The sequence below is a fragment of the Niveispirillum sp. KHB5.9 genome (assembly GCF_048066115.1).
Classification (GTDB): Bacteria; Pseudomonadota; Alphaproteobacteria; order Azospirillales; family Azospirillaceae; genus Niveispirillum.
Genome location: NZ_JBLTYX010000001.1, coordinates 652,049 through 675,630, shown reverse-complemented (window position 1 = coordinate 675,630; position 23,582 = coordinate 652,049). Strand labels below are relative to the sequence as shown.

At 65.8% G+C, this 23,582-nt stretch carries 22 protein-coding genes and 2 pseudogenes; 20 read left to right on the top strand and 4 right to left on the bottom strand.

Features of this window, described 5'->3' with window-relative positions; genetic code table 11:
* The first annotated feature begins 115 nt into the window (after positions 1 to 115).
* Positions 116 to 1,609 carry an aldehyde dehydrogenase family protein gene (locus ACM9HJ_RS02685; RefSeq protein WP_416570131.1) on the top strand — a complete coding sequence of 498 codons (1,494 nt, stop codon included), beginning with the start codon at positions 116 to 118 and terminating at the stop codon, positions 1,607 to 1,609.
* 194 nt (positions 1,610 to 1,803) lie between these two features.
* Here ACM9HJ_RS02685 and ACM9HJ_RS02680 read toward each other — a convergent pair whose 3' ends face one another.
* Positions 1,804 to 2,574 carry an IclR family transcriptional regulator gene (locus ACM9HJ_RS02680; protein ID WP_416570130.1) on the bottom strand — a complete coding sequence of 257 codons (771 nt, stop codon included), beginning with the start codon at positions 2,572 to 2,574 and terminating at the stop codon, positions 1,804 to 1,806.
* A 146-nt stretch (positions 2,575 to 2,720) separates the two neighbouring features.
* Between ACM9HJ_RS02680 and ACM9HJ_RS02675 the strand changes: the two genes are divergently transcribed.
* Positions 2,721 to 3,908: an FAD-dependent monooxygenase gene (locus ACM9HJ_RS02675; RefSeq protein ID WP_416570129.1), complete on the top strand. Its 1,188-nt coding sequence runs from the start codon at positions 2,721 to 2,723 to the stop codon at positions 3,906 to 3,908.
* 49 nt (positions 3,909 to 3,957) lie between these two features.
* A complete protein-coding gene (locus ACM9HJ_RS02670) occupies positions 3,958 to 5,130 on the top strand; it encodes an alpha/beta hydrolase family protein (RefSeq protein ID WP_416570128.1) in 1,173 nt (390 codons plus the stop codon).
* A gap of 175 nt (positions 5,131 to 5,305) precedes the next feature.
* Here the strand turns inward: ACM9HJ_RS02670 and ACM9HJ_RS02665 are convergent, their stop codons facing one another.
* Positions 5,306 to 5,830 (bottom strand): VOC family protein, encoded by a 525-nt coding sequence (locus ACM9HJ_RS02665; protein WP_416570127.1) that lies wholly within the window; start codon positions 5,828 to 5,830, stop codon positions 5,306 to 5,308.
* Between the two features lie 88 nt (positions 5,831 to 5,918).
* Here ACM9HJ_RS02665 and ACM9HJ_RS02660 point away from each other — a divergent pair, with 88 nt between their 5' ends.
* Positions 5,919 to 6,689: a helix-turn-helix transcriptional regulator gene (locus ACM9HJ_RS02660; RefSeq protein ID WP_416570126.1), complete on the top strand. Its 771-nt coding sequence runs from the start codon at positions 5,919 to 5,921 to the stop codon at positions 6,687 to 6,689.
* On the opposite strand, the gene ACM9HJ_RS02655 is transcribed toward ACM9HJ_RS02660, so the two are convergent.
* Positions 6,673 to 7,575, bottom strand: a complete 903-nt coding sequence (locus tag ACM9HJ_RS02655; protein ID WP_416570125.1) for a LysR family transcriptional regulator — start codon at positions 7,573 to 7,575, stop codon at positions 6,673 to 6,675. The two genes, ACM9HJ_RS02660 and ACM9HJ_RS02655, sit on opposite strands and share 17 nt — an antisense overlap.
* Positions 7,576 to 7,675: 100 nt before the next feature.
* Here ACM9HJ_RS02655 and ACM9HJ_RS02650 point away from each other — a divergent pair, with 100 nt between their 5' ends.
* The 8 genes and pseudogenes from ACM9HJ_RS02650 to ACM9HJ_RS02615 all read left to right on the top strand — a co-directional run bounded on the left by ACM9HJ_RS02650 (position 7,676) and on the right by ACM9HJ_RS02615 (position 14,203).
* On the top strand, positions 7,676 to 8,497 hold the full coding sequence (locus tag ACM9HJ_RS02650; RefSeq protein ID WP_416570124.1) for an alpha/beta fold hydrolase: 822 nt from the start codon (positions 7,676 to 7,678) through the stop codon (positions 8,495 to 8,497).
* Positions 8,498 to 8,608: 111 nt separating this feature from the next.
* Positions 8,609 to 9,799 carry an LLM class flavin-dependent oxidoreductase gene (locus ACM9HJ_RS02645; RefSeq protein ID WP_416570123.1) on the top strand — a complete coding sequence of 397 codons (1,191 nt, stop codon included), beginning with the start codon at positions 8,609 to 8,611 and terminating at the stop codon, positions 9,797 to 9,799.
* Positions 9,800 to 9,813: 14 nt separating this feature from the next.
* Positions 9,814 to 10,776 (top strand): alpha/beta hydrolase, encoded by a 963-nt coding sequence (locus ACM9HJ_RS02640; protein WP_416570122.1) that lies wholly within the window; start codon positions 9,814 to 9,816, stop codon positions 10,774 to 10,776.
* The gene (locus tag ACM9HJ_RS02635) at positions 10,773 to 11,162 is read left to right on the top strand and encodes a carboxymuconolactone decarboxylase family protein (RefSeq protein WP_416570121.1); all 390 of its coding nucleotides are present in this window, start codon (positions 10,773 to 10,775) and stop codon (positions 11,160 to 11,162) included. The genes ACM9HJ_RS02640 and ACM9HJ_RS02635 overlap by 4 nt, the downstream gene beginning before the upstream one ends.
* Complete coding sequence (locus tag ACM9HJ_RS02630; protein ID WP_416570120.1) at positions 11,152 to 11,673, top strand: flavin reductase family protein; 522 nt, start codon at positions 11,152 to 11,154, stop codon at positions 11,671 to 11,673. Before ACM9HJ_RS02635 ends, ACM9HJ_RS02630 begins: the two co-directional genes overlap by 11 nt.
* 72 nt (positions 11,674 to 11,745) lie before the next feature.
* On the top strand, positions 11,746 to 12,042 hold the full coding sequence (locus ACM9HJ_RS02625; RefSeq protein WP_416570119.1) for a hypothetical protein: 297 nt from the start codon (positions 11,746 to 11,748) through the stop codon (positions 12,040 to 12,042).
* Positions 12,043 to 12,283: 241 nt separating this feature from the next.
* Positions 12,284 to 13,030: pseudogene (locus tag ACM9HJ_RS02620) on the top strand (dienelactone hydrolase family protein).
* 54 nt (positions 13,031 to 13,084) lie between these two features.
* Positions 13,085 to 14,203, top strand: a complete 1,119-nt coding sequence (locus ACM9HJ_RS02615; RefSeq protein ID WP_416570118.1) for a lactonase family protein — start codon at positions 13,085 to 13,087, stop codon at positions 14,201 to 14,203.
* 20 nt (positions 14,204 to 14,223) lie between these two features.
* On the opposite strand, the gene ACM9HJ_RS02610 is transcribed toward ACM9HJ_RS02615, so the two are convergent.
* Positions 14,224 to 15,459, bottom strand: a complete 1,236-nt coding sequence (locus ACM9HJ_RS02610) for a LysR family transcriptional regulator (RefSeq protein WP_416570117.1) — start codon at positions 15,457 to 15,459, stop codon at positions 14,224 to 14,226.
* 367 nt (positions 15,460 to 15,826) lie between these two features.
* Here ACM9HJ_RS02610 and ACM9HJ_RS02605 point away from each other — a divergent pair, with 367 nt between their 5' ends.
* From ACM9HJ_RS02605 to ACM9HJ_RS02570, 8 genes and pseudogenes are all read left to right on the top strand, one after another.
* Positions 15,827 to 17,386, top strand: coding sequence for an aldehyde dehydrogenase (NADP(+)) (locus ACM9HJ_RS02605; RefSeq protein WP_416570116.1), 1,560 nt, complete (start codon positions 15,827 to 15,829; stop codon positions 17,384 to 17,386).
* A gap of 123 nt (positions 17,387 to 17,509) precedes the next feature.
* Positions 17,510 to 18,484 (top strand): ABC transporter substrate-binding protein, encoded by a 975-nt coding sequence (locus ACM9HJ_RS02600; protein ID WP_416570115.1) that lies wholly within the window; start codon positions 17,510 to 17,512, stop codon positions 18,482 to 18,484.
* Between the two features lie 123 nt (positions 18,485 to 18,607).
* Positions 18,608 to 19,633: an amidohydrolase family protein gene (locus tag ACM9HJ_RS02595; RefSeq protein WP_416570114.1), complete on the top strand. Its 1,026-nt coding sequence runs from the start codon at positions 18,608 to 18,610 to the stop codon at positions 19,631 to 19,633.
* A gap of 17 nt (positions 19,634 to 19,650) precedes the next feature.
* Complete coding sequence (locus ACM9HJ_RS02590) at positions 19,651 to 20,499, top strand: amidohydrolase family protein (protein ID WP_416570113.1); 849 nt, start codon at positions 19,651 to 19,653, stop codon at positions 20,497 to 20,499.
* A 68-nt stretch (positions 20,500 to 20,567) separates the two neighbouring features.
* Complete coding sequence (locus tag ACM9HJ_RS02585; RefSeq protein WP_416570112.1) at positions 20,568 to 21,356, top strand: MFS transporter; 789 nt, start codon at positions 20,568 to 20,570, stop codon at positions 21,354 to 21,356.
* A pseudogene (locus ACM9HJ_RS02580) lies at positions 21,257 to 21,823 on the top strand (hypothetical protein); the annotation flags it as partial. The gene ACM9HJ_RS02585 and the pseudogene ACM9HJ_RS02580, both read left to right, overlap by 100 nt.
* 19 nt (positions 21,824 to 21,842) lie before the next feature.
* The gene (locus tag ACM9HJ_RS02575) at positions 21,843 to 23,279 is read left to right on the top strand and encodes an acetolactate synthase large subunit (protein ID WP_416570111.1); all 1,437 of its coding nucleotides are present in this window, start codon (positions 21,843 to 21,845) and stop codon (positions 23,277 to 23,279) included.
* 151 nt (positions 23,280 to 23,430) lie between these two features.
* On the top strand, positions 23,431 to 23,574 hold the full coding sequence (locus tag ACM9HJ_RS02570; protein ID WP_416570110.1) for a hypothetical protein: 144 nt from the start codon (positions 23,431 to 23,433) through the stop codon (positions 23,572 to 23,574).
* Positions 23,575 to 23,582: the final 8 nt, after the last annotated feature.

Here is a 23,582-nt window from a genome sequence, read left to right as displayed (position 1 = left end):
TTGCACAATAACGGAAGATGTTCAACAATAGCAAACAAAGAGACGCCCGACGCGGCGTCCGCACGGGCGCATGCGCCCCAACCATCCCACCATCATCATAACCAGGCGGTGAAATATGCCGGATATCGCAAAGGACCAACTCGCCCTGGAGGAGGCCCGGAAATTCGCGGGCAGGGAACATGGGTTGTTCATCGACGGCGCCTGGATGGCGCCGCGCTCCGGCTCGACCTTCGAGACTTTCAATCCCGGTGACGGTTCGCGCATCGGCCATGCGGCGGCGGGCGGGGAGGCGGATGTCGATCTGGCCGTGCGTGCGGCACGCGCTGCCCTGGAGGGACCCTGGGCCGATATGAAGCCGTCGGAGCGGGCCCGCCTGCTGTGGCGGCTGGCCGACGCGATCGAGGCGCATGCCGACGAGTTCGCCCTGCTGGAGACACTGAACAATGGCAAGCCGCTGCGCGACGCCCGCATGTTCGACGTGCCGCACGCGGTGGAGGTGCTGCGCTACAATGCCGGCTGGACCACCAAGCTGAACGGGGAGAGCGTGAACCTGTCCGGCCCCGGTACCTGGCACGCCTATACGGTGCGCGAGCCGGTGGGCGTAGTGGCGGCCATCGTGCCGTGGAACGCGCCGCTGGCCATGGCGGTGGCCAAGACGGCTCCGGCTTTGGCCGCCGGCTGCACCATCATCCTGAAGCCCGCCGAACAGACGCCGCTGACGGCGATCCGGCTGGCGCATCTGGTGGAGCAGGTCGGCTTCCCCAAGGGCGTGTTCAACCTGGTGACCGGGTTGGGGGAGGCGGCGGGTGCGGCCCTGGTGGCCCATGCCGGTGTGGACAAGGTGACCTTCACCGGCTCCACCGAGGTCGGGCGGCTGATCGTCAAGGGCGCGACGGCCAATATGAAGCGCGTCACCCTGGAACTGGGTGGCAAGACGCCGGTGATCGTCATGCCCGATGCCGATATCAACCGCGCCATCGAGGGGGCGGCGCGGTCGATCTTCACCAATGCCGGCCAGATCTGCAATGCCGGTTCCCGCCTGTTCGCGCATGAGAGCGTGTTCGACGCGCTGGTGGAAGGGGTCGCCGACTTCGCCGGCAAGCTGCGCGTCGGTCCTGGCCTGGACCCCAATACCCAGATGGGACCGGTCGTGTCGGCGGAGCAGCGGGAGCGGGTGCTGGGTTATATCGAGGCTGGCCTGCGCGACGGGGCGAAGATCAGCGGGCAGGGCACGGCTGCGTCCGGCCCCGGTTATTTTGTGCCGCCCACGGTGCTGACCGGGACGAACTCGCAGATGTCGGTGGTGCGGGAGGAGATTTTCGGCCCCGTGCTGTGTGCCATGTCGTTCAGCGACCGCGACCTGGACGCCATCGCCGCCCAGGCCAACGACACCGATTATGGCCTGGGCGCGATCGTCTGGACCCAGAACCTCAGTGCCGCGCACAAGCTGGCCCGCAAGATCAAGGCCGGTACGGTGCGGGTGAATGGCGGCGGCCTGGACCCGGCCCTGCCGTTCGGCGGGTTCAAGCAATCCGGCTGGGGCCGGGAGAATGGACGCGAGGGGATCGAGGCCTACACGGAGGTGAAGTCGATCGCGATTGCGCTTTGATGCTGAAGCCTTCCCCGCGAAGGTTTGTGCTGTGAGGCTCACAGCAATATCTACCGTCACCCCGGCGAAGGCCGGGGCCCAAATCGTAGAGCGAAGCGCTTGTCACTTGGGCCCCGGCCTTCGTCGGGGTGACGGTAGAGAGAGTGGCAATGAAGGTGCCCAAGAGTTTCGCGGGGGGGGGGAGGCAGGAAAGGCTAACCAGCCGCCCGCACCCGTCCCCCCATCTTCACCGAAACGCGCCCCGCGGCGGCCAGGACCTGGTCGATGCAGGGCTGCGTGCGGGTGCCGGTCAGGTACTTGTCGGGGCCTAGCAGGGTCAGGGCCGCCGCCATGCCGTCGCTATAGTCGAAGATGGGGGCGGAGACGGCGGCGAAGTTGGCGTTGATCAGGCCGCTGGTCGTCGTATAGCCCTGCTGGCGCACGGTGGCGATCTGGTCGGCGGTGGGCATCTTCTCAGTGTCGGCCTCGGCCAGATAGGTCTGGGCCTGCGGCAGGAAGGCCAGGAACACCAGGCCGGTGGCCGAACTGGTCATGGGCAGCACATGGCCCAGCCGCACGGTGAAGGCGCCCTGGCGGTTGCCGTCCACCTTGGACACGATGGCCGGCCCGTATTCGGTGAAGACGGAGAGATATGTCGCGCAACCGGTCTGCGCCGTCAGTTCCGCCATCTCCGGATTGGCGGCCTCCACCACCGACAGCTGGCGGATGGCCGACAGGCCCAGTTCGGTGGCGTAGGGGCCCAGCGAATAGCGCGCCGACTGCGCGCTTTGCGCCACCAGGCCCTCGCGCATGAAGCTGGTCAGGTAGAGATGCGCCTTGCTGGCGGGCATGTCGGCCGCCTTGGCGATGTCGCGCAGCGCCATGGGCTCGTGCGCCCGTTGCAGGACGCGGATGACGCGGAACCCGACCTCGATCGACTGCACGCGGCGCTTCTGATTCAGGCTGTCGTCGGGCGGTATCGGCATCTCACTCTCGCTGGTTTCCCGTCATGGGTAACAGAGGACCGAGGTTCCGTCATCTGCGCATTGCACGGTGGTCAGGATTTGAGTCTTGTGTTATTGACGAATGATGTTCGACACTAGCAAATAACAAAACATGCAGCGAGGATCACATGCGGATAGCGATTGTCGGGGCGGGGATGGGCGGATTGACGGCGGCCCTGGCGCTTTTGCAGCGTGGGTTCGACGTCACCGTCTATGAACAGGCCGAGGAATTGCGCGAGGTCGGGGCCGGGCTGCAGGTCAGCGCCAACGGCACCCGGGTGTTCGACGCGTTGGGTATCCTGGACAAGGTGCTGGCCCAGTCCTTCTGCCCGGTAGGCAAGGAAATCCGGCTGTGGAGCACGGGCCAGACCTGGAAACTGTTCGATCTGGGGCCGCAGTCGGTGGAGCGCTATGGTGCCCCCTACATCACCATCCACCGCAACGACCTGCATACCGTGCTGGCCGAGGCGGTGCGGGCGCTGAAACCCGACGCGATCCAGCTGGCCTCGCGCTGTGTGGATGTGGAGCAATGGTCGGGCGGGGTGATGCTGTCCTTGGCGGGCAAGCCGTCACAGCGGCATGACCTGCTGGTCGGGGCCGATGGTGTGCATTCCATCATCCGGCAGAAGCTGTTCGGGGAGATGCAGGCGGCATTCACCGGCATCGTCGCCTGGCGCGGCGTCATCCCCATGGAAAAGCTGCCGGCGCATCTGGTGCGCGATGTCGGCATCAACTGGATCGGGCCGGGCGGCCATATCGTCAATTACCCGATCCGGCGCGGCGATTTGATGAATTTCTCCAGCGTGGTGGAAAACCAGGACTGGAAGACCGAGAGCTGGTCCAGCCCGTCGACGGTGGAGGCATGCCTGGCCGATTATCCGGGCTGGCATGAGGATGTGCACACCTATATCCGCGCCATCCCGCAGCCCTTCCGCTGGGCGCTGCTGTCGCGCAAGCCGCTGGAGAACTGGACGGCGGGGCGGGTCACGCTGCTGGGTGATGCGGCGCATCCGATGCTGCCCTTCCTGGCGTCGGGTGCGTCGATGGCGATCGAGGATGGCTTCGTGCTGGCCCGCGCGCTGGAGGCCTATGGTGCCGACCATGCCAAGGCGTTGACCGCCTATCAGACGGCGCGCATCCCGCGCACCACACGGGTGGTGCAGGGGGCGGCCTCCAATGCCGAGCGCTTCCACAATCCGGCCCTGGCCAGCGCCGAGGGCGCCCAGGCCTATGTGGACCGGGAATGGGACCCGCAACGGGTCGCAGAACGCTATGAGTGGCTATTCCGCCACGACGTGACGACGGTGCCGCTGTAACGCCCAAGGGCGTCCGGCACTTTAAAGAAACAAAATTCGGAGAGGGAAAATGTCTCAGACGACAGCCTGGGTGCGACACCCGCAGGTGGTGAGCTTCCCCGATATCAGGGGTTTCAGCGAGACCTACGGGTTTGCGGGCAATTCGGGCAAGGTCAATCTGGAGGGGCAGTTGCTGTGCCCGGCCGGATCGCGGGCCCGCACGGTCTATGTGTTCATGCACCCGACCTCCACGCTGCAATTGCTGCCCATGCCGATGGCGCTGGCCGACCGGGGGCTGCATGTGCTGTGCGCGGCCAGCCGCTATCCGCGCAATGACAGTGCTTTGATCATGGAGAAGGTGGCCATCGATCTGGGCCGCTGGATCGCCCATGCGCGCGAGGTTCTGGGGTACGAGCGGGTGGTGCTGGTCGGCTGGTCGGGCGGCGGGTCGCTGTCGCTGTTCTATCAGGCGCAGGCGGAGAAGCCGACCATCACCCATACGCCGGCCGGTGACGCGGTGGACCTGACGACGGCCGGATTGTCGCCCGCCGACGGGGTGATCTTCATCGCCGCCCATCTGTCACGGGCGGAGACGCTGACCGAATGGCTCGACCCGTCGGTGATCGACGAGCTTGACCCCGACCGGCGCGACATCGAGTTCGACATCTATGCCGACGAATGCCCCAACAAGGCGCCGTTCAGCACGGATTTCATCGCCGCATTCCGCGCCCGGCAGGTGGCCCGCAACCGCCGCATCACCGCCTGGTGCCAGGAACAGCTGGAACGGCTGCGTGCCAGGGGCGGGGCGGAGCAGGAACGGGCCTTCGTCGTCCATCGCACCATGTGCGACGTGCGCTGGCTGGACCCGACCATCGAGCCCAGTGAGCGGCGGCCGGGCTGGTCCTATATGGGTGATCCGCGCACGGTGAATGTCGGCCCGGTGGGGCTGGCCCGCTTCTGCACCTTGCGGTCATGGCTCAGCCAGTGGAGCTATGACCTGTCCAACGCCAAGGGGCCGATGAACGCCGCCAAGATCCACCGCACGCCGGTGCTGCAAATCGAGAACACGGCTGACGATGCCGTCCCGGCGGCGCATAACCCGGCCATCTGGGCGGCACTGGCGACACCGGACAAGGAGTATCACCGCATCGTCGGGGCCACCCATTACTATATCGGCCAGCCCGAGCATCTGGAGACCTGCATGGGGCTGATTTTGGACTGGAGCCGGCGGAAGGGGTTTTAAGCGTAGGTTTGGGCTGTAAGTTTTCCAATCAACATCAACCGTCATCCCGGCGAAAGCCGGGATCCAGCGTCAGCGGCGATAGCCGCGACATGACTCTATCGGCGCTGACCGCGCCTTACGCTGGACCCCGGCTTTCGCCGGGGTGACGGTTGAGAGAGCGTTTATGAGGGGGTGATCACCCTCTTCGCGCCAACCGCGCCGCCTTATCCGCCGTCCACTTGTCCAGATCGCCCCGTGCCGACCGTGCGGCATCGGCCAGATACGTGGGGCTCTCCGTCCGCGTGGTGACCTCCAACCGCAGGCCGTTGGGATCGAAGAAATAGATGGATTTCACGAATTCGTGATCGACCAGGCCCAGGACTTCCACCCCATGCGCCTTCAGCCGGTCGCGCATGGACAGCACATCGTCCACCGACCCGGTCTCCATCGCGAAATGCTGTACCCAGCCGGGCGTGTTGGGTGACGGTTCCGGCATCTGGTTTTCGCCCAGGTCGAAAAACGCGATGTAGGACCCGTCCCGCATGGCGAAGAACATATGGGCATAGGGCTTTTCCTCGCCCGTGCTGGGCACCCGGTCGGCGGTCATGCAATTGACCAGCGGCAGGCCCAGGATATCCTCATAGAAATGCCGCGTCTCCTCCGCATCGCGGCAGGGATAGGCGTAGTGGTAAAGGCCCTTGATCGGCGGTGGCGTGGACATGGCGTCGGCTCCCTGGATTTGGTTCGATCCATCATAGGGCGGATGCGGGCGGGTTTCGTCCCCCCGCCGGGAGGACAGGAGAAGGACAATGCGTGACGATATCGGCATGCTGGCCGGCATGGTGGCCACGGTCGGGGCACCGGAATTCCCGGCCCGCTTCCTGGCGACACTGGAGGGGCTGTGCGGCGCCCGGCTGTTCTCCGCCTTCGGGTATGCGGGGCAGGGGGCGCCCCAGACCCTGTTTGCCGAGGGCGTTTGCCGGGGCGTGCCGGACTTCGCCCGCACGGCCTCCATGGCCTATAGAAGCCGCTACTGGCGCAGCGACAATGCAGTCCGTCGGATGGTTCCCGGCGTCAGCGTGGTCCGGACCCGTGCCGGCGACATCGCCGATCCGGATTACCGCCGTGCCTGTTACGACCGTGGCGGTATCGGGGAGCGGTTGAGCATCCTGTCGGGCGGGTCGCGGCCGCTGGTGGCCAACGGCTATCGCGCGGCATCGGACGGTGCCTTCCGGCCGGGGGACATCGCACGGCTGGAGGCACTGGCGCCGGTCCTGATGGCGTCCCTGTCGCGCCATGTCGAGCTTTCCACCTGCCGGCCCGGTGATGATACGCCGTCAGAGGTGCAACGAGCCCTGCTGGCTGCCGAGGCGGGCCTGAGTGCGCGGGAGGCGGAGGTGGCCGCTGGCTTCATCCTGGGCCGGACACAGGGCGAGATCGGGGCCGAGACGGGCCTGACCCTGTCCAGCATCATCACCTACCGCCGCCGCGCCTATTGCAAGCTGGGCGTGATGGACAAGCAGGAACTGCTGGCGGCGTATAGGGAACTTCGCAGCGCCGAACTCAACCCATCGCGCTGACGAACCGCAGCACGGCCGGCGAGGGATCGGACTTGCGCCAGGCCAGGTGCAGGCGGAAGGATACGTCCAGGTCCTCCACCTCACGCAGCACCACGCCCTGGCGCGGAACACCGCCGGTCTTCTGGGTGAAGCCGATGCCCATGCCCACGGCGACCAGGGAGAGCAGGATGCTGTCCGTGGCCGTTTCCTGCACGATGTTGGGCGAGAAGCCGTGTGCCAGGCAGGCCTGCATCAGCCGGTCGAAATAGCGGGGCTGCGGCTTGCGGGCGGGAAAGATGAAGCGTTCGTCGACCAGATCCTGCAGGCGGATGGTTTTTTGCGCCAGCGGATGGTCCTCATAGAGTGCCAGGACGATGTCGCTGCTGCCCAGCTCGCAGCTATCCAGCACGCCCAGATGCTCATCCGACAGATGGATGTCATAGACGATGGCCACATCGACGGTGCCGTTGCGCAACCCGTCGATCTGGTTCATCGAACTCATCGGCAGCAGGTTCAGTTCCACCATGGGCTCGTCCAGGCGGAATTGCAGCAGCTTGGCCGGGATTTCAGGATGGCGGGACGCGATCTCGCTGAACCCGATCTGGACCGATCCGACATGGCCGGTGGCATAGCTCTTGGCCCGCGCCACGGAGCGCTGCAGCTTCTCCAGGATGGCGTTGGTATCCTCCAGGAACGCCCGGCCCGCCGGTGACAGGCGCACGCCGCGCGGCAGCCGTTCGAACAGCTGCACGCCCAACTCCTCCTCCAGATCGCGGACCTGACGGGTCAGCGCCGGCTGGGCAATACGGATCGCCTGCGCGGCGCGACCGAAGTGCTCCTCGCGTGCAACTGCTTGAAAATAACGGAGATGGCGGAGTTCCATGGGCAATTGATAACGCGCCGGCATCGGTTCTGCAAGACAAAGAATTGGACGGTAAAGCCTTCCCCCGGCCAGTAATTGGGCATCGTCAATCATGCGCAAAAGCGTTCAAGAAAGGTCATGGCGGATGAATAGCGAAGCGGCGGACGCCCTTTCCCCTTCCGGAACGCGGTTCCTGCAAGTGGGTGATGTGCGTCTGGAAATGCTGGTGAAAGGCGAGGGCAGGCCCCTGCTGCTACTGCACGGCATGGATGGGGTCGAAGCGCTCGCCCCCCTGATCGACCGGCTTTCCGCCACCTACACGGTCCATGCCCCGTCCCATCCGGGTTTCGGTGGCTCCGACTTGCCGCGTTCCTTCTCCACGGTCGATGATATCGGCTATTTCTATCTCGACCTGCTGGAGCAACTGGACCTGCGCGATGTCGTGCTTGCCGGTTTTTCCTTCGGCGGCTGGGTCGCGGCGGAGATGCTGGTCAAGAACAATGGCCGCATCGCACTTTCCGTGCTGGGTGCACCGTTCGGGATCGAGACGGCGAACCGCAAGACGCGCAAGGTCGTGGATATCTTCGTGCAGGATGGCGGCACGGTGGAACGCCAGTCGCAGGTGACGCCGGCACCGAAGCTGGACTTGTCCTCCCTGCCCGACCATGTGCTGGAACGCCGGGTGCGCAATGCCGAGGCGACGATGCTGTTCGGCTGGTCGCCCTATATGTGCAATCCCAAACTGCGCTACCGCCTGCACCGGGTCACCACGCCCACCCTGGTGCTGTGGGGTGAGGAAGATGCCATCGCATCCCTGGACTATGGCCGCGACTATGCCGCCCTGATCCCGGGTGCCGGGTTCGAGACCATCCAAGGCTGCGGCCACCGCATCTATGTCGACCGTCCCGACGTGGCGGCCACCGCTATCGAGAATTTCGTTCAACGCGCCGTTGCGACGGCTGCTTAGAGCGGGTTTTCCCGCTCCGGCGGCGATTGCCGCCGCGGCACCTCGTGGTGCCGTAAGCCCGAGCCCACGCATGTGGGCGCCCGGCGCCTGAGGGAACAAAGGAACAAAACCATGAAAGTCTGGCAATTCAGCGAACAGGCCTATCATCCCGCCTTCGAGGTGCCGGGGCCAATGCGCATCACCCTGCCGCAGAACCATTGCGACCCGGTCGAGGCGGGGCGGCTGATCAACCGCTATCTGGATGAATATGTCCTGGCCGACGAGCTGGGCTTCAACATCATGATCAACGAGCATCATGCCGCGGCGACCTGCATGTCGACCTCCTGCATGACCACGCTCGCCATCCTGGCCCGGCAGACGAAGCGCGCCCGCCTGCTGGCGCTCGGCATTCCCATTGGCAACCGCGCCAACCCGGTGCGGGTTGCCGAAGAGATCGCCATGGCCGACGTCATCTCCAACGGCCGGCTGGAGGTCGGGCTGGTCAAGGGTGCGGCGTACGAGGTGTTCATGTCCAACCGCCAGCCGGTCCGCTTCATGGAACGGTTCTGGGAGGCGCATGACCTGATCAGGGAGGCGCTGACCAACCAGGGCGAGAATTTCTCCTGGGATGGGGAGTTCTTCAATTACCGCGCCATCAGTCTGTGGCCGCGCCCCATCCAGCAGCCCACACCGCCGATCTGGATGACGGCGTCCAGCGGGTCCAGTGCCGTGCAGCAGGCCAAGCTGGGCTATGTCTGCGCCACCTTCCTGTCCGGTGCCGTGGCACGGTCGGTGTTCGATGCCTATCGCAAAGCCTATCAGGAGGCGCATGGCAAGCCGGCGTCGGAAGACCGGCTGGGCTATCTGGGCTTGGTCTCCGTGGCCAATGACCGCAAGACGGCGTTCGCGCGGGCGGAGAAGATGAAGGGCTATTTCACCACGGCGGCCCGCCTGGACCCGCAATTCCGCAATCCGCCGGGCTTCGCCTCGGTCAAGGACAATGTGCGCCTGCTGAAAGCGGGGCCCAATGCCATCCGCCCCCGCCTGCGCGACGGCAGCCCGCTGCCGTCCGACCCGACCATCGAGCAATATATTGATGCCGGCCTGATGTTCGTGGGCACGCCCGACGAGGTGTTCGCCCAGATCAGCCGCTTCTATGCCGATGTCGGCGGGTTCGGCAATCTGTTGATGATGGGCCAGGCCGGCACGCTGGAACATGACGAGACGGTGGATAACCTGTCCCTGTTCGCCAGGGAGGTGATGCCCCGGCTGGCCGAACTGTCGGTCAATGCGCCCGACATACGGTACGAGGCATTCGCCTGAGCGCGCAGGCTTCCGTGACAGAGGCGCCGGTTTCCCTGGCGGAGGGGATGGAGGCCTATCTGAAGGCCTTCCGCGCGGCGCAATCCCCGGCCGGCGGCACGCTGGCCGGGGGCCGCCTGGCCTCCGACCTGGGCGCCGATGCCTTTGCACGGCCCCCGGCGGCGGGATTGAGGCGGCATGTCAGCTTCATCGTGGCGCCGGGGCGGGAGATCGCGGTGACGATTCTGCATCCCGGCCGCGGGGTGGAGCGGCCGGGCATCTGCTATTTCCATGGTGGCGGCTTCGCCTTCGGCAGTGTCGAGAGCTTCGACGTCGTGGCCCAGGGGCTGGCGGAGGAGACGGGTGCCGTCGTGGTCGGCGTGCAATATCGCCGCCTGCCGGAGAACAGCTACCGCGCGGCGCAGGAGGATTGTTTCGCCGCGTTCCAGTGGTTCGTTGCCCAGGCCGGGTTGCTGGGTGTCGATGCCGGTCGTATCGCGGTGGCGGGGGACAGCGTCGGGGCCCTGTTCGCCACCGTCACGGCGATGATGGCACGCGATGGCGGCTTGCCCATCCGGCCGGTCTGCCAATTGCTGATGTACGGCGCCTATGCGCTGACGCCCGGCCGGCCTTCGTATCTGCGGGGGCGCGATCCGCTGCTGTCCGCCCAGCGGGTGGAGGATTTCGTCCGGCTTTACCGGTCGTCGCAGGAGGTGGAGCCGTTCCATCCGCCGCCGCTGTCGGTACCGGACCTGGGCCTGTTGCCACCGACCCTGCTGATCGGGGCCGAATACGACCCGCTGCGTGACGAGGGCGACGAATATGCCGACCGTCTGTGCATGGCCGGCGTGGCGGCGGAGGTGCTGACGGCACCCGGCATGATCCATGGCTTCCTGCGCGCGATCGCCATGTCACCCGCTGCCGCCCGCGTCATGAAGGCGGCGGCCCAGGCAATAAGGCCGCATCTGTGGCCCAACGACAAGGAGGAGACAGCATGAGTTCGTCCCACGATACCGAGGCCGCGGAACGCGGCCGGGCGCTGCGCGAACAGATTTTCGGTGCCGAAGGCATGAAAAGCCTGATCGACGCCGATGATTTCACCATGCCCCTGCAGGATGCCGTCACCCGCATCTGCTTTGGTGAGGTGTGGAGCCGGCCGACCCTGTCGCTGAAGCTGCGGTCCATGCTGACCATCGCCATCCTGGTGGGGCAGACCCGCCCGGCCCAGCTGCGCAACCATGTGAAGGGGGCCATCGCCAATGGCGTGACCAAAGAGGAGATCCGCGAGATCCTTCTGCATGCTACGCTCTATGCCGGTCTGCCGGCCGGGGCCGACAGCTGGCGCGAGGCGGCCGCAGCCTTGAGGGAAATCGATGCCTACTGACATCATCACCGCCCATGGCCCGGCCCTGGTCGCCGCAGCATTGCGCAAGGGGTTGCGCAGCCTGGCCAAAGCCGTCGTGGTCATCACCTGCCAGCATGGTGGTCAACGCCACGCCATGACGGCGACGGCGGTCAGCGAACTCAGCATGGACCCGCCCTCCATGCTGATCTGCGTGAACAAGACGGCCAGCCTGTTCGAGCCGCTGTCACAGGGCGCCGATTTCTGCATCAACATCCTGGCCGCGCATCAGGCCGACATCTCCGCCCTGTGTTCAGGCAAGGAGAAGGGGGAGGCACGGTTCGCCATCGGCGACTGGCGGCAATCGGCCCTTGGCCATGCCTATCTGGCGGACGCCCAGGCCAGCTTCTTCTGCCGCAACGTGGCGAACATGACCCATGGCACCCATGGCGTGTTCATCGGGGAGGTGCTGGAGGTGATCGATCTCAGCCCCATCAACCCGCTGGTCTATATGGACGGCCGGTATGGGAGCTTCGTGTCGGGTCAGGGCTGAGCGTGCGGGTCGGGAACGCGGCGGCCCGGCCGGGTGTTCTTCCCTGGTGACTGGCCAGGATGGAGAAGCACCATGCCCCGCGGCGACAAATCCAGCTATACCGACAAGCAGAAGCGCAAGGCCGCCCATATCCGCGATGGTTATGAGGCGCGCGGCGTCAGCCATGAAGAGGCGGAGAGCCGGGCCTGGGCCACCGTGAACAAGGAATCCGGTGGTGGCAACAAGTCCGGCTCCGGCCGCGGCAAGCCGGACAACCATGCCTCCTCCCGCAAGGGCGGACATATCAGCGGTTCCAGCCAGAGCCATGCTACGCGGTCGGCGGCGGCGAAGAAAGGCTGGGAAACCCGCCGCAGGCGGGCGCAGGCGTAATACCATTTCCCGGTGATCGTAGCCGATCACCGGCCTCAATCGCCGGCACCGCCATCCGGCGGTTTGGCTACGCGCCATGTGGCGCGCGGCGGCGGTCGCCGCCGAACCAATTCCCAATGAGCCCAACTCATCGGGAATTGGTATAAACCGGATTCAATCAACCGCAGCCGAACTTCTATGGCCGCCGATGCCATCGCTGAAATAACCTCTGCCCCAATGCAAGCGGCAAAGGTGCCAATGAATGGAAAGCATCGAGATCACGACCAGGGACGGTGTCTGCCCGGTATGGCTGCATCTGCCGGCCGGGCGGCCGGGGCCGTTGCCGGGCGTCATCCTCTATATGGACGGGCCCGGCATCCGCCCGGCCCTGCACCGCATGGCCAAGCGGCTGGCGGCATCGGGCTATGCCGTGCTGCTGCCGGACCTGTTCTACCGTTCCGGTCCCTATGAACCGGTCGATCCCAAGATCACCTTCGCCGATCCCGCCCTGCGCTAGGCGCACCGGGAGAAATACATGGTGCCGGCCACGCCCAAGGCAGTGATGGCGGATACCGAAGCACTGCTGTCCTTCATCGGGACGCGGGCCGAGATCCAGGCCGGGCCGGTGGGCGTGGTCGGCTATTGCATGGGCGGACGGCTGGCGCTGGTTGCGGCGGGAACCTTCCCCGACCAGATCGCGGCCGCCACCTCCTATCATGGCGGCGGGCTGGCGACAGACGCGCCCGGCAGCCCGCATCTGCTGGCGGACAGGATCAAGGCCCGTGTTTATGTGGCCGGCGCCATCGAGGATGCCAATTTCGACGATGCGCAGAAGGCGCTGCTGGAACGGGCACTGTCCAGGGCCGGCGTGCGCCATGTCGTGGAGACCCGTCCGGCCCATCATGGCTGGGTGCCCGATGACACGGCCGTCCATGACCCGGCGGAGGCGGAGCATCATTGGCGGACGCTGCTGGCGCTGTTCGATGGTGAGCTGAAGGCCGGAAAATAAACAACAACAAGGGAGGGCATGATGGGCAACCCAAGGCGCAAGGGCGCGTGGCGGATGGGTCTTCTGTCGCTGCTGGTCCTGGGCGGGCCGGGAATGGCGGGGGCCTGCGAGGGCACGGACTTCTATATCGGCACCCAGGGCAGCGGGCCGGGGCAGGGTGTGTTCACCGCCCGGCTGGATGAGAAGCAGGGCACGCTCTGCCTTGTCGGCCTGGCGGCGGAGCTGGAGCGGCCGACCTGGGTGGAGGCGCACCCGACCAAACCGCTGCTCTATGCCGCCAGCGACGACAAGGCGGGCAACGAGACGCGGGGACGGGTCATCGCCCTGCGCACCGACGGGGCCGATGGACGCCTGACGGCCTTCTCAAGCGCCGATTCTGCCGGTGCGGGGGCCACGCATCTGGCCTTTGATGCCAAGGGCAAGGCCGTGTTCACCGCCAATTTCCGCTCCGGCACGGTGGGGGCGGTGCCTGTGGCGGCCGATGGCACGCTGTCGGCCCCCACCGGCAGCGTGCAGAATGCCGGCACCGGGCCGAAGCCCCGCCTGACATCGCCGCACGCCCATGGCGTGGCGCTGGAGGCGGGCGGCAGATACCTGTTCGTACCGGATCTGGGGGCGGACAAGCTGTTCGTCTATCGCTATGACGCCAAGGCCGGAACCCTGGCCCCGGCGAATGTGCCGTCCGTGTCGCTGCCACCCGGCACGGGGCCGCGTCATGTCGCCCTGCATCCCAAGGGCCGCTTCGTCTATCTGCTGTACGAATTCAGCCCCGTCATCTGGGTCTATAAACAGGGTGCGAAGACGGGCGGGCTGACCCTGCTGCAATCGCTGGCCACCGGCACGGATGACGAGGCCGATGCGGTGAAGGGGGCGGAGATCGCCATCAGCGCCGATGGACGGTTCATCTATACCTCCACCCGTGGGGAGAACATGATCGGCGTCCATGCGGTGAAGCGCGACGGCACCCTGCGGGAGGTGCAGCGCGTGCCCAGCGGCGGCAAGGTGCCGTGGAGCTTCCGCCTGGGCCCGAAGGACAAGTGGCTGCTGGCCACCAACCAGGGCAGCAACAGCATCACCCTGTTCCGCCGCGACGCACGCACGGGCCGGCTGAAACCGTCCGGCCAGCCCCTGTCCGTCACCCTGCCGACCAGCGTGGCGTTTTTGAAGGGTTGAGGGTTTGTGCGCCCTCAGGCTCAAGCGGCGGAACGCGCCGTTGCCATGATGGAGCGGGTGCTGACGCGGGATTTCACCAGATTGATGAAATCCTTGTGCAGGGCGGTGGGCAGCCAGTCGGCGCGCGTCGTGATGCCGATGGTGGGGCAGGGCAAGCGCACATCGATGGGCACCGGCACCAGCATGCTTTCATATTGCAGCTCGTACGCCGTCATCAGCGTCAGCCGGTCGCTGCCGGCCAGCAGATGGCGGATGACGGGCAGGGCGCTGGTGGCGACCGGCGTGCGCGGCTTGGGGCAGTTGGCGAACAGCCCGTCGAAACATTTGCGCCGGCTCGACCCCTGGCTGCCAACCACCCAATCGTACCGGATCAGGTCGTCGCGCGTGACCTGACCCTTTTCCACCAGCGGGTGGCCGCGCCGTCCCACCACCTCGTACGGCGTTTCGGCCAGGGTCTGGCTGACCAGATTGTCGCCCATCGTTTCCTGGGTCAGGCCGATGACCAGATCCACCTTGCCCTCGCGCAGGCGCTGCATCATCTCCGACGCGCCTTCGGTGGCGATGCGCACATCCACCTTGGTCTGGGTCGCCAGGAATTCATCCAGGACGGAGGCCAACAGCACGCTGCCGCCAAAGGGCAGGGCGCCGATGGTGATGCGGCTTTCGCCGATATCGCGGGCCACGTCGATCTCGTTGATGGCCCAGTCGATCTCCTGCAAGGCCAGGCTCATCCGCCGGCCACAGGCGATGCCGGCCGGCGTGACCATCACCCCCTCGGCCGAGCGGTAGAAGATATTCTTGCGCAGATTGCCTTCCAGGTCGCGGGCCGCACGCTGCAATGACGCCTCGGTGATCTGCAGCGCGATGGAGGCGGCGGCGAAGGAGCCATGGTCGATGATCGCCACCAGGCTGCGCACCTGCGACCGGGTCAGGCGATGGACGACGGCATCGGCCCCCACCTGTCCGCCCGGCACCTCCAGGTCGAACAGCGCATCTGCCAGCTGCTTGAACATGCGGATGACACGGGCATAGAGGATGTCGCCGGGCGGTGTCAGATAGGAACCGCTGGCCCGTCGTTCGAACAGGTCGATGCCGATCAGCTGTTCCAGCTTCGCCAGGGCCTGGGTGACCGCCGGCTGGGAGAGATTGCATTCCTCCGACCCGCGCCGCACGCTGTTCAGGCGGCCCACACTTTCGAACAGGCGCAGCTGGCGGAAGCTGATCGCGTCCAGGCGCTGGCCCGGATTGTCTGGCATGTTCTGTCCTCCCTGAATGTCACCATATTGAATTTCTTATAGGGGTGGAACGCATTTTCGATGCTGCGTCGCAGCATGGGAATTTACCGATTCCAGGCCCGCGGAGAGCTTTGGGACGTCCTGGCAAGTGGCGGGATTCTGCGGAATTATCTGTATCAAACCGTTGAAGCTGCCGGGTTTTCTGCGACCCTGCCGAGGCTGGGACGCAATTGGCAGAAATGATCTGTAGCCTTCGATTTTTCCGCATCGCCATATGCGCTCTGCAAAAAACTTATCACCCTTCTCAATCTTCCTGGGGGTCTGTCGGGGCCGGGCGGGCGTAAGTCATGGTTCGTGAACGGGAACGACAAGCCCGAGGGGAGCGAACATGTCCGTATCCGGTGAAATGATCCTGGCGGGCCGTGCCGTGCGGGGCGAGGGCCCGGCCATCCGGGCCGTTGATCCCGCCACCGGGGTGGCGATGGCACCCGATTTCCCCGCCGCGACGCGGGACGACCTGGACCGGGCCTGTGCCGCGGCCGATGACGCCTTCGCCCCCTTCCGTACGTTGGCCCCTTCCGACCGTGCCCTGTTCCTGGAACGGATCGCCGATGAACTGGCGCAGGATGGTGCCGCCATCGTGGAACGGGCCATGGCCGAAACCGGCCTGTCACGCCCCCGGCTGGAAGGGGAACTGGGCCGGACCACCAACCAGCTGCGCCTGTTCGCCCGGACCTTGCGGGAGGGCGCGTATCTGGACCTGCGCATCGATCAGGCCTTGCCGGATCGCACGCCACCGCGGCCCGATATCCGCCTGTCCCTGGTGCCGGTGGGTCCGGTGGCGGTGTTCGGGGCCAGCAACTTCCCGCTGGCCTTCTCCGTCGCCGGCGGTGACACGGCGTCGGCCCTGGCGGCCGGTTGTCCGGTGGTGGTGAAGGCCCATTCCTCGCACCCCGGCACATCGGAGCTGGTGGCCAAGGCGGTGGCGCGGGCCGTTGCGGCTTGCGGCCTGCCGGCAGGTGTCTTCTCCATGCTGTTCGGCAATGGTGCGGAGATCGGTGCCGGGCTGGTGACCGATCCGCGCATCCAGGCCGTGGGCTTCACCGGTTCGCGGGCCGGTGGCACGGCCCTGATGTCGATCGCCCAGGCCAGGAAACAGCCTATCCCCGTCTATGCGGAGATGAGCAGCATCAACCCGGTGATCCTGCTGCCCGGTGCGCTGGGCCGGCGGGGGGAGGCGGTGGCCAAAGCCTTTGTCGGGGCCCTGACCCTGGGGGCCGGGCAGTTCTGCACCAATCCGGGATTGCTGCTGGCCATCGAAGGGCCGGGGTTGGAGGCGTTTGTCGCCGGTGCCGCGCAGGCGATCACAGCATCCGCGCCCGCCACCATGCTGAACCAAGGCATTCACCGCGCCTATTGCACTGGCGTGCAGCGCCTGTTCGCGCATCCCGCCGTAACGAGACTGGCCGAAGGGCCGGTGGGTGACGGCTGGGTCTGCCGGGCCGCTTTGTTTGGCGTGTCGGCGGCGGATTTTCTGGCCCATGCGGAATTGCATGAGGAGGTGTTCGGCGCCTGTTCGCTGCTGGTCCGTTGCCGTGACGCGGTGGAACTGTGGTCGGTGCTGGCAGCCCTGGAAGGGCAGTTGACCATCGCCATCCATGCCGAGGGCACGGATGACCAGGCAATGGCCGCCGACCTGCTGCCGCTGATCGAACGCAAGGCCGGGCGCATCCTGTTCGACGGGTTCGGTACGGGCGTGGAGGTATGCGACGCCATGGTGCATGGCGGGCCGTACCCGGCGACCAGCGATGTGCGCACCACGTCGGTCGGGTCGATGGCCATCGACCGCTTCCTGCGCCCCGTCTGTTACCAGAACACACCCGATGCCCTGCTGCTGGCCGCGTTGCGGGAAGGCAATCCGCTGGGCCTGCCCCGGACCAGCCGCTGATTGAAAACGCGCCCTGCACGACAGGAAGTTCGCCCGGCGAATTGACGCCTGCCCCCCGCCGCGCGCGACAATGTTCCCAAGTGACCCGAAGAGATCAGACCATTCCAAGGGAGTGAACCCCAAGTGACCCAGAAACTGCCGCTCACCTTCGCCGTCGCCGAGATGCCGCACACCTCGGCCGTGCGCAACGGTTCCATCCGGGTCGACGGCGTGGAAGGCAACTTCCTGACCATCCATCCGCAGATCGCCGCCTTCCGCCGCATGGTGCGCGATGTGGAATTCGATGTCTGCGAACTGGCCCCCACCACCTACATCATTGCCCGCGCCTATGGCGCGCCCTTCGTGGCCCCGCCGATCTTCGTGTTGCGCAAGTTCCACCATTCCGGCCTGCTGGTCCGCCCCGATGCCGGCATCCGGGAGCCCAAGGATCTGGAAGGCCGGAAGGTCGGTGTGCGCGCCTATTCCGTCACCACCGGCGCCTGGACGCGCCAGGCGCTGATGGAGGATCTGGGTGTGGATTGCTCCAAGGTCACCTGGGTCGTCGATGACGAGGAACATGTGACGCAGCTGAAGCTGCCGTCGAATGTCGAACATGTGCCGGAAGGAAGCTCGCTTTACGACATGATCCAGGCCGGCGACCTGGCCGCGGGCTTCGGCGGCAATGCCGGCGTGGGCCGCACCGGCAACCCGACCGGCGGCTGGAAGGAAGTCGATGTGGATTTCCCCGATCTGCTGCCCAATGCCGAGGCGCTGGAATGGGATTATTATCGCCGCACCGGTGTCTATCCCATGCACGGCACCATCGTGGTCCGCGAAAGCGTGCTGAAGGAGAACCCCTGGGTGGCCAAGGCCATCTATGAGGCGTTCGATGAGGCCAAGCAGGGCTGGCTTTCCAAGCTGAACAGCGGCGAGGCCAACAGCGCGTCCGACAAGCGGTACGCCAAGCTCCAGCAGCTGGTCGGTAATGACCCGTTGCCTTATGGAATGGATGCCAACATTCAGACCGTCCAGGCACTGGAGGAAACCGCCTTCAAGCAGGGCCTGACCCCGCGCCGCATGTCGCTGGATGAGCTGTTCTTCGATCCGGCCAAGGTGTGATCCCCCTCCCGGGCTGGAACTGGGGTCCGCCGGCCCGTTCGGCGGACCCGTTTTTCCCCGGGGCTTATCTCTTTGATAAGTAATCGACCTTGTCCGGTACCTGCTGAAATCCAAGGAGTTCCCATGATCATCGACTGTCATGGTCATTTCACCACGGTGCCGCAATCCTTCCGCGACTGGCGGTCCAGACAGGTGGAATTCGCCAATGACCCGCTGAACGCGCCCAAGCTGTCGGACTGTATCGTCACCGATGAGCAGATCCATGAGGGCGTGGGCGGTGGGCAGCTGCGGTTGCAGCAGGAGCGCGGCAGCGACCTGACCCTGTTCTCCCCCATCGCCGGTTTGATGAGCCACCATCTGGGCGATGAGCGCACCAGCCTGGAATGGGCGGAGGTGTCGAACAATCTGGTGCGCCGCGTCTGCGACATTTATCCGGACAATTTCGTGCCGGTCTGCCAGCTGCCGCAATCGCCGCTGGCCCCGCCGAGGAATTCCATCCCTGAACTGCGCCGCTGCGTGGAGGAGATGGGGTTCGTGGGCTGCAACCTGAACCCCGATCCCACGGGCGGTTACTGGACCGGCAAGCCCATGATCGACCGGGAATGGTACCCGCTGTACGAGGTGCTGTGCGAGCTGGACGTGCCGGCCATGATCCATGTGGCGGCGTCGTGCAATCCCAACTTCCATGGCACGGGCGCGCATTACCTGAACGCCGACACCTCGGTGTTCATGCAGCTGGTGCAGGGCGACCTGTTCAAGGATTTCCCCAGCCTGCGTTTCATCATCCCGCATGGCGGCGGGGCCGTGCCCTATCACTGGGGCCGCTATCGCGGCATGTCGCTGGAACTGGCCAAGCGCCCGCTGGAAGGGTTGCTGAACAATGTGTTCTTCGACACCTGCGTCTATCACCATCCGGGCGTGCAGCTGCTGACCCATGTCGTGCCGACCAGCAACATCCTGTTCGGTTCCGAAATGATTGGTGCAGTGCGCGGCAAGGACCCGAATACCGACCAGTATTTCGACGATACCAAGCGCTATGTCGATGCCTGCCTGGACCTCAGCGACGCCGACCGGCACGCGATTTTCGAAGGCAATGCGCGCCGCGTCTATCCGCGCCTCGATGCGCTGCTGAAGGCGCGCGGCCAATAATTCCGGGAGGAAAACAAATGGACTATTTCGATATCCACCCACACATCATTTCGGATGACGAGACGCGCTATCCGCCGTCGCCACTGTTCGGCAAGCGCTCCGACTGGTCGCAGGAACGGCCGAACACGGTGGAAAGCCTGATCGCTGCCATGGACGCGGCGGGCGTGGCCAAGGCGGCCGTCGTGCATTCCTCCACCACCTACGGCTTCGATAACAGCTACGTCGTCGATGGCTGCAACCTTTATCCGGATCGCCTCGTGGCCGTCGGGTCGGTCGATATGGTGGCCGATGATGCGCCAGACGTGATCCGGTCATGGACGGCCAGGGGACTGAAGGGCCTGCGCGTCTTCACCGGCGGCTCCACCAAGGATTTCGATCCGGCCGAACTGGAGGATCCCCGCGCCTTCAAGGCCTGGGACCTGCTGGGCGAACTAGGCCTGCCCATGTGCATCCAGACGGGACCGATCGGGCTGCCGCAGATGACGATGCTGGCCAAGCGCTTCGCCAACGTCGCCATCATCATGGACCATCTGGGCCGGCCCGACGTGCTGGACGGCCCGCCCTATGCCAATGCCGATAGCCTGTTCGAGCTGGCAGCCCTGCCCAACATCTACCTGAAGCTGACCCCGCGCATCTTCGGAGATGTGAAGAAGGGCAAGGCCAGTGCCGAGACCTTTTTCCCCAAGCTGGTGGCGTCGTTCGGTGCCGACCGTCTGGCCTGGGGCTCCAACTTCCCCACCTCTCCCGGCACGCTGGCGGAGATCAAGGCCGATGCCGAGGCCGGTCTGGCCAGCCTGTCGGACGCCGACCGCGCCTGGGTGTTCGGCGGTACGGCCGCGAAGCTCTACCCGACTTTGGCGGGCTGAATCCGTAGGTCAGGGCTCGCTGCGCTCGACCTGACCTACGGTTTGAACAAGAATTTGTTGGAGGAAACATGGCCAGCACGGATACGGGCACCCTCAGTCCCGGCAGTGCCGACCCGCAGGCGGTGAAGCGCTGGACGGTGCTGCTGCTGGCGCTTGGGGTGCTGATCGCCTTTGTCGACCGGACCAGCATTTCCTCCGCCGTCGCCGACGCCGAATTCGTCAGGCATTTCGATCTGTCGGACACGGGGCGCGGCTGGGTGAATGCCGCCTTCTTCTGGTCCTACGGGCTGGTGCAGATCCCCATGGGATGGATCGTCGACCGGTACGGGGTGAAGACGCCCTATATGCTGTGCTTCGTGCTCTGGTGCGTGGCCACGGACGTGACCGGGATGATGACGGCCTTTGCCGGGCTGATGCTGATGCGCGTCATCGTGGGTGCTGCGGAGGCCATCGTGATGCCCGCCAGCTATCGCTGGATCCGCGATAATTTCAAGGAGGGGCAGAACGGCACCGCCGTCGGCATCTTCGCCATGGGCAACAAGTTCGGCCCCGCCATCGGCGCGCCGGTCGCCGCCTGGCTGATCGTGCATGAAAGCTGGCAGGCGATGTTCATCGTCACCGGCCTGATCGGTCTGGTCTGGCTGGTGCCCTGGATGTTCCTGGTCAAGAACGACCTGCCCCAGGCGCATGAGATGGCGGAGGTGAAGCGCCGGGCCTCTTCGGTGTCGTTTCGCACCATCATCGCCAGCCCGCTGATCTGGGGCACGATGATCGTGAATTTCTGCTACGGCTATTTCACCTTCTACTGCATGAGCTGGATGCCAGCCTATCTGGGGAGGAACGCGGCCTGTCGCTGAAGGAAAGCGGGCTCTACACCTTCTTCAGCTTCGCCGGCATCGCCATCGTGGCCGCCATTGCCGGCTGGGCGGCGGACAGGATCATCGCGCGGGGCCATGACCCGGTATTCGTGCGCAAGGCCTTCGTCATCGCCGGGTTCCTGGGCGCCTGCACGGTTCTGCTGGGGGTAACGACGGACAGCCTGGAGGCGGCCTTGTTCTGGAACGTCACCTCGCTGTCCTTCCTGGGCCTGACCACGGCCAACAATCTGGCGCTGTGCCGCCTGACCCTGATCCCCGCACCCGCCGTGGGCCTGGCCACGGGCGTGCAGCAGGTGGCGACCAGCCTGTCGGGCGGGGTTGCCGCCAGCCTGTCGGGATGGCTGTTGCAGGTCAGCGGCTCCTACGCCCTGCCCATGCAGGTGATCCTGGTTTTCCTGATCATCGGCGCGTTGACGACCATCGTCCTGCTGCGCCCCGAATACGCGCCGAAACTGCCGGCATCCAATGCGCAGCGTGCTCTGCCTGTTCGAAGGCGTGGCCACCGGTGCCGCCGACGGCTGGTACCGCATGCGTCACAAGCCCGCCGCCACGCTGCTGCATCTGGGGCCGGGCCTGGCGAACGGTCTGGCCAATATCCACAATGCCAAGCGCGCCGGCAGCGGCATGGTCAACATCATCGGTGAGCATGCCACGGCGCATCTGAAGTACGATGCGCCGCTGGCATCGGATATCGAGGGGCTGGCGCGGCCGCTCAGCCATTGGGTCCGCCGCACCATCTCCTCCAACACCCTGGCCGGCGATGCGGTCGCCGCCGTGGAACAGGCCAGTGCCCATCCGGGCAGGATCGCCACCCTGATCCTGCCGGGCGACACCTCCTGGGGCCCGGTCACGGCGCCCCCCGGTTGCTTCGCGCGTAGCGGCGTGGCCCCGGCGGGTGTGCCCGATGCCGCGGCCGTGGACCGTATCGCCGCCGTGCTGTGCTCGGGCGAGCCCGCCTTCATCATCCTGGCCGGCACCGCCAGTTTCGGCCCGGCGCTGGACTGGGCGGGCAAGGTGGCGGCCAAGACCGGCGCCCGCATCGGCACGCAATTCTTCACCTCGCGCATCGAACATGGGGCGGGACGGGTGCCGCTGGAACGGCTGCCCTATGCCGTGCCGCAGGCCGTGGAGTTCCTGAAGGGTTTCAAGCACATCATCACGGTGGAGACGGGCGAGCCCGTCGCCTTCTTCAGCTATCCGGGCAAGCCCAGCCTGCTGAAGCAGCCGGATTGCCAGGTGCATCGCCTGGCCGCCGCCGATGATGACAGCGCCTTGGCGCTGGAGATGCTGGCCGATGCCGTCGGTGCGCGCGATATCAAACCGGCGCGCCAGCCCTTCATCGATAAGGGCACGCCGTCGGGTGCCTTGAACCCGCTCTCCATCGCCCATGCGCTGGCATCCGCCATGCCGGAAAACGCCATCCTGGTGGATGAAAGCCTGACCACAGGGCGGGAGACGATAGGGCATACGGCGGGTGCGGTGCCGCATGACACGATCCAGAACATGGGCGGGTCCATCGGCTATGGCACGCCGGTGGCCACCGGCGCGGCGCTGGCCTGTCCCGACCGGCGGGTGGTGTGCATGGTGGGCGATGGGTCGGCCATGTACACGATCCAGTCGCTGTGGACCCAGGCGCGTGAGCAGCTGAACGTCACCACCATCATCTTCGCCAACAATTCCTATCAGATCCTGAAGGCCGAATACGCCAACATGGGCTTCGGCGCGCCAGGCCCGCAGGCGCTGGCCATGATCGATATCGACAAGCCCGCCATCGACTGGCGCGCCATGGCCAAAAGCATGGGCGTGCCGTCGGTCAGTGTCGGCACGGCCGAGGAGTTCTTCCAGGCCATGGGGCGCTGCAACGCCACGCCCGGCCCGTCGCTGATCGAAGTGCGCCTTTGATGTTAAGCGCCCTCAGGCGCCGGGCGCCGCCATCCGGCGGCTTGTCTTACGCGACCACGCGGTCGCGGGCCGGCGGTCGCCGGCCTCCATCGGCATGAGCTGGAAACTAACGCCGATGGCTGCAAAACAATTGCCTTTAGGGAGAGCCATCATGGCTGCCAAGAAGATCACCCTGCGCACCAACCTTGCCGATTATCCGCAGACGCTGGCCATGAAGGATGGCCGCGTCACGTCGGACATCGTGAACCTGGATTATTGCGGGCCGGAACAGGCCCATAACGGGGTCACGACATAGAACGGACG

Excerpts from the sequence above, each read along its gene's own strand:
- ACM9HJ_RS02685 (WP_416570131.1), top strand. The coding sequence starts at position 116 with ATGCCGGATATCGCAAAGGACCAACTCGCCCTGGAGGAGGCCCGGAAA.
- ACM9HJ_RS02680 (WP_416570130.1), bottom strand. The coding sequence starts at position 2,574 with ATGCCGATACCGCCCGACGACAGCCTGAATCAGAAGCGCCGCGTGCAG.
- ACM9HJ_RS02675 (WP_416570129.1), top strand. The coding sequence starts at position 2,721 with ATGCGGATAGCGATTGTCGGGGCGGGGATGGGCGGATTGACGGCGGCC.
- ACM9HJ_RS02670 (WP_416570128.1), top strand. The coding sequence starts at position 3,958 with ATGTCTCAGACGACAGCCTGGGTGCGACACCCGCAGGTGGTGAGCTTC.
- ACM9HJ_RS02665 (WP_416570127.1), bottom strand. The coding sequence starts at position 5,830 with ATGTCCACGCCACCGCCGATCAAGGGCCTTTACCACTACGCCTATCCC.
- ACM9HJ_RS02660 (WP_416570126.1), top strand. The coding sequence starts at position 5,919 with ATGCGTGACGATATCGGCATGCTGGCCGGCATGGTGGCCACGGTCGGG.
- ACM9HJ_RS02655 (WP_416570125.1), bottom strand. The coding sequence starts at position 7,575 with ATGCCGGCGCGTTATCAATTGCCCATGGAACTCCGCCATCTCCGTTAT.
- ACM9HJ_RS02650 (WP_416570124.1), top strand. The coding sequence starts at position 7,676 with ATGAATAGCGAAGCGGCGGACGCCCTTTCCCCTTCCGGAACGCGGTTC.
- ACM9HJ_RS02645 (WP_416570123.1), top strand. The coding sequence starts at position 8,609 with ATGAAAGTCTGGCAATTCAGCGAACAGGCCTATCATCCCGCCTTCGAG.
- ACM9HJ_RS02635 (WP_416570121.1), top strand. The coding sequence starts at position 10,773 with ATGAGTTCGTCCCACGATACCGAGGCCGCGGAACGCGGCCGGGCGCTG.
- ACM9HJ_RS02630 (WP_416570120.1), top strand. The coding sequence starts at position 11,152 with ATGCCTACTGACATCATCACCGCCCATGGCCCGGCCCTGGTCGCCGCA.
- ACM9HJ_RS02625 (WP_416570119.1), top strand. The coding sequence starts at position 11,746 with ATGCCCCGCGGCGACAAATCCAGCTATACCGACAAGCAGAAGCGCAAG.
- ACM9HJ_RS02615 (WP_416570118.1), top strand. The coding sequence starts at position 13,085 with ATGGGTCTTCTGTCGCTGCTGGTCCTGGGCGGGCCGGGAATGGCGGGG.
- ACM9HJ_RS02610 (WP_416570117.1), bottom strand. The coding sequence starts at position 15,459 with ATGCCAGACAATCCGGGCCAGCGCCTGGACGCGATCAGCTTCCGCCAG.
- ACM9HJ_RS02605 (WP_416570116.1), top strand. The coding sequence starts at position 15,827 with ATGTCCGTATCCGGTGAAATGATCCTGGCGGGCCGTGCCGTGCGGGGC.
- ACM9HJ_RS02595 (WP_416570114.1), top strand. The coding sequence starts at position 18,608 with ATGATCATCGACTGTCATGGTCATTTCACCACGGTGCCGCAATCCTTC.
- ACM9HJ_RS02590 (WP_416570113.1), top strand. The coding sequence starts at position 19,651 with ATGGACTATTTCGATATCCACCCACACATCATTTCGGATGACGAGACG.
- ACM9HJ_RS02585 (WP_416570112.1), top strand. The coding sequence starts at position 20,568 with ATGGCCAGCACGGATACGGGCACCCTCAGTCCCGGCAGTGCCGACCCG.
- ACM9HJ_RS02575 (WP_416570111.1), top strand. The coding sequence starts at position 21,843 with ATGCGCAGCGTGCTCTGCCTGTTCGAAGGCGTGGCCACCGGTGCCGCC.
- ACM9HJ_RS02570 (WP_416570110.1), top strand. The coding sequence starts at position 23,431 with ATGGCTGCCAAGAAGATCACCCTGCGCACCAACCTTGCCGATTATCCG.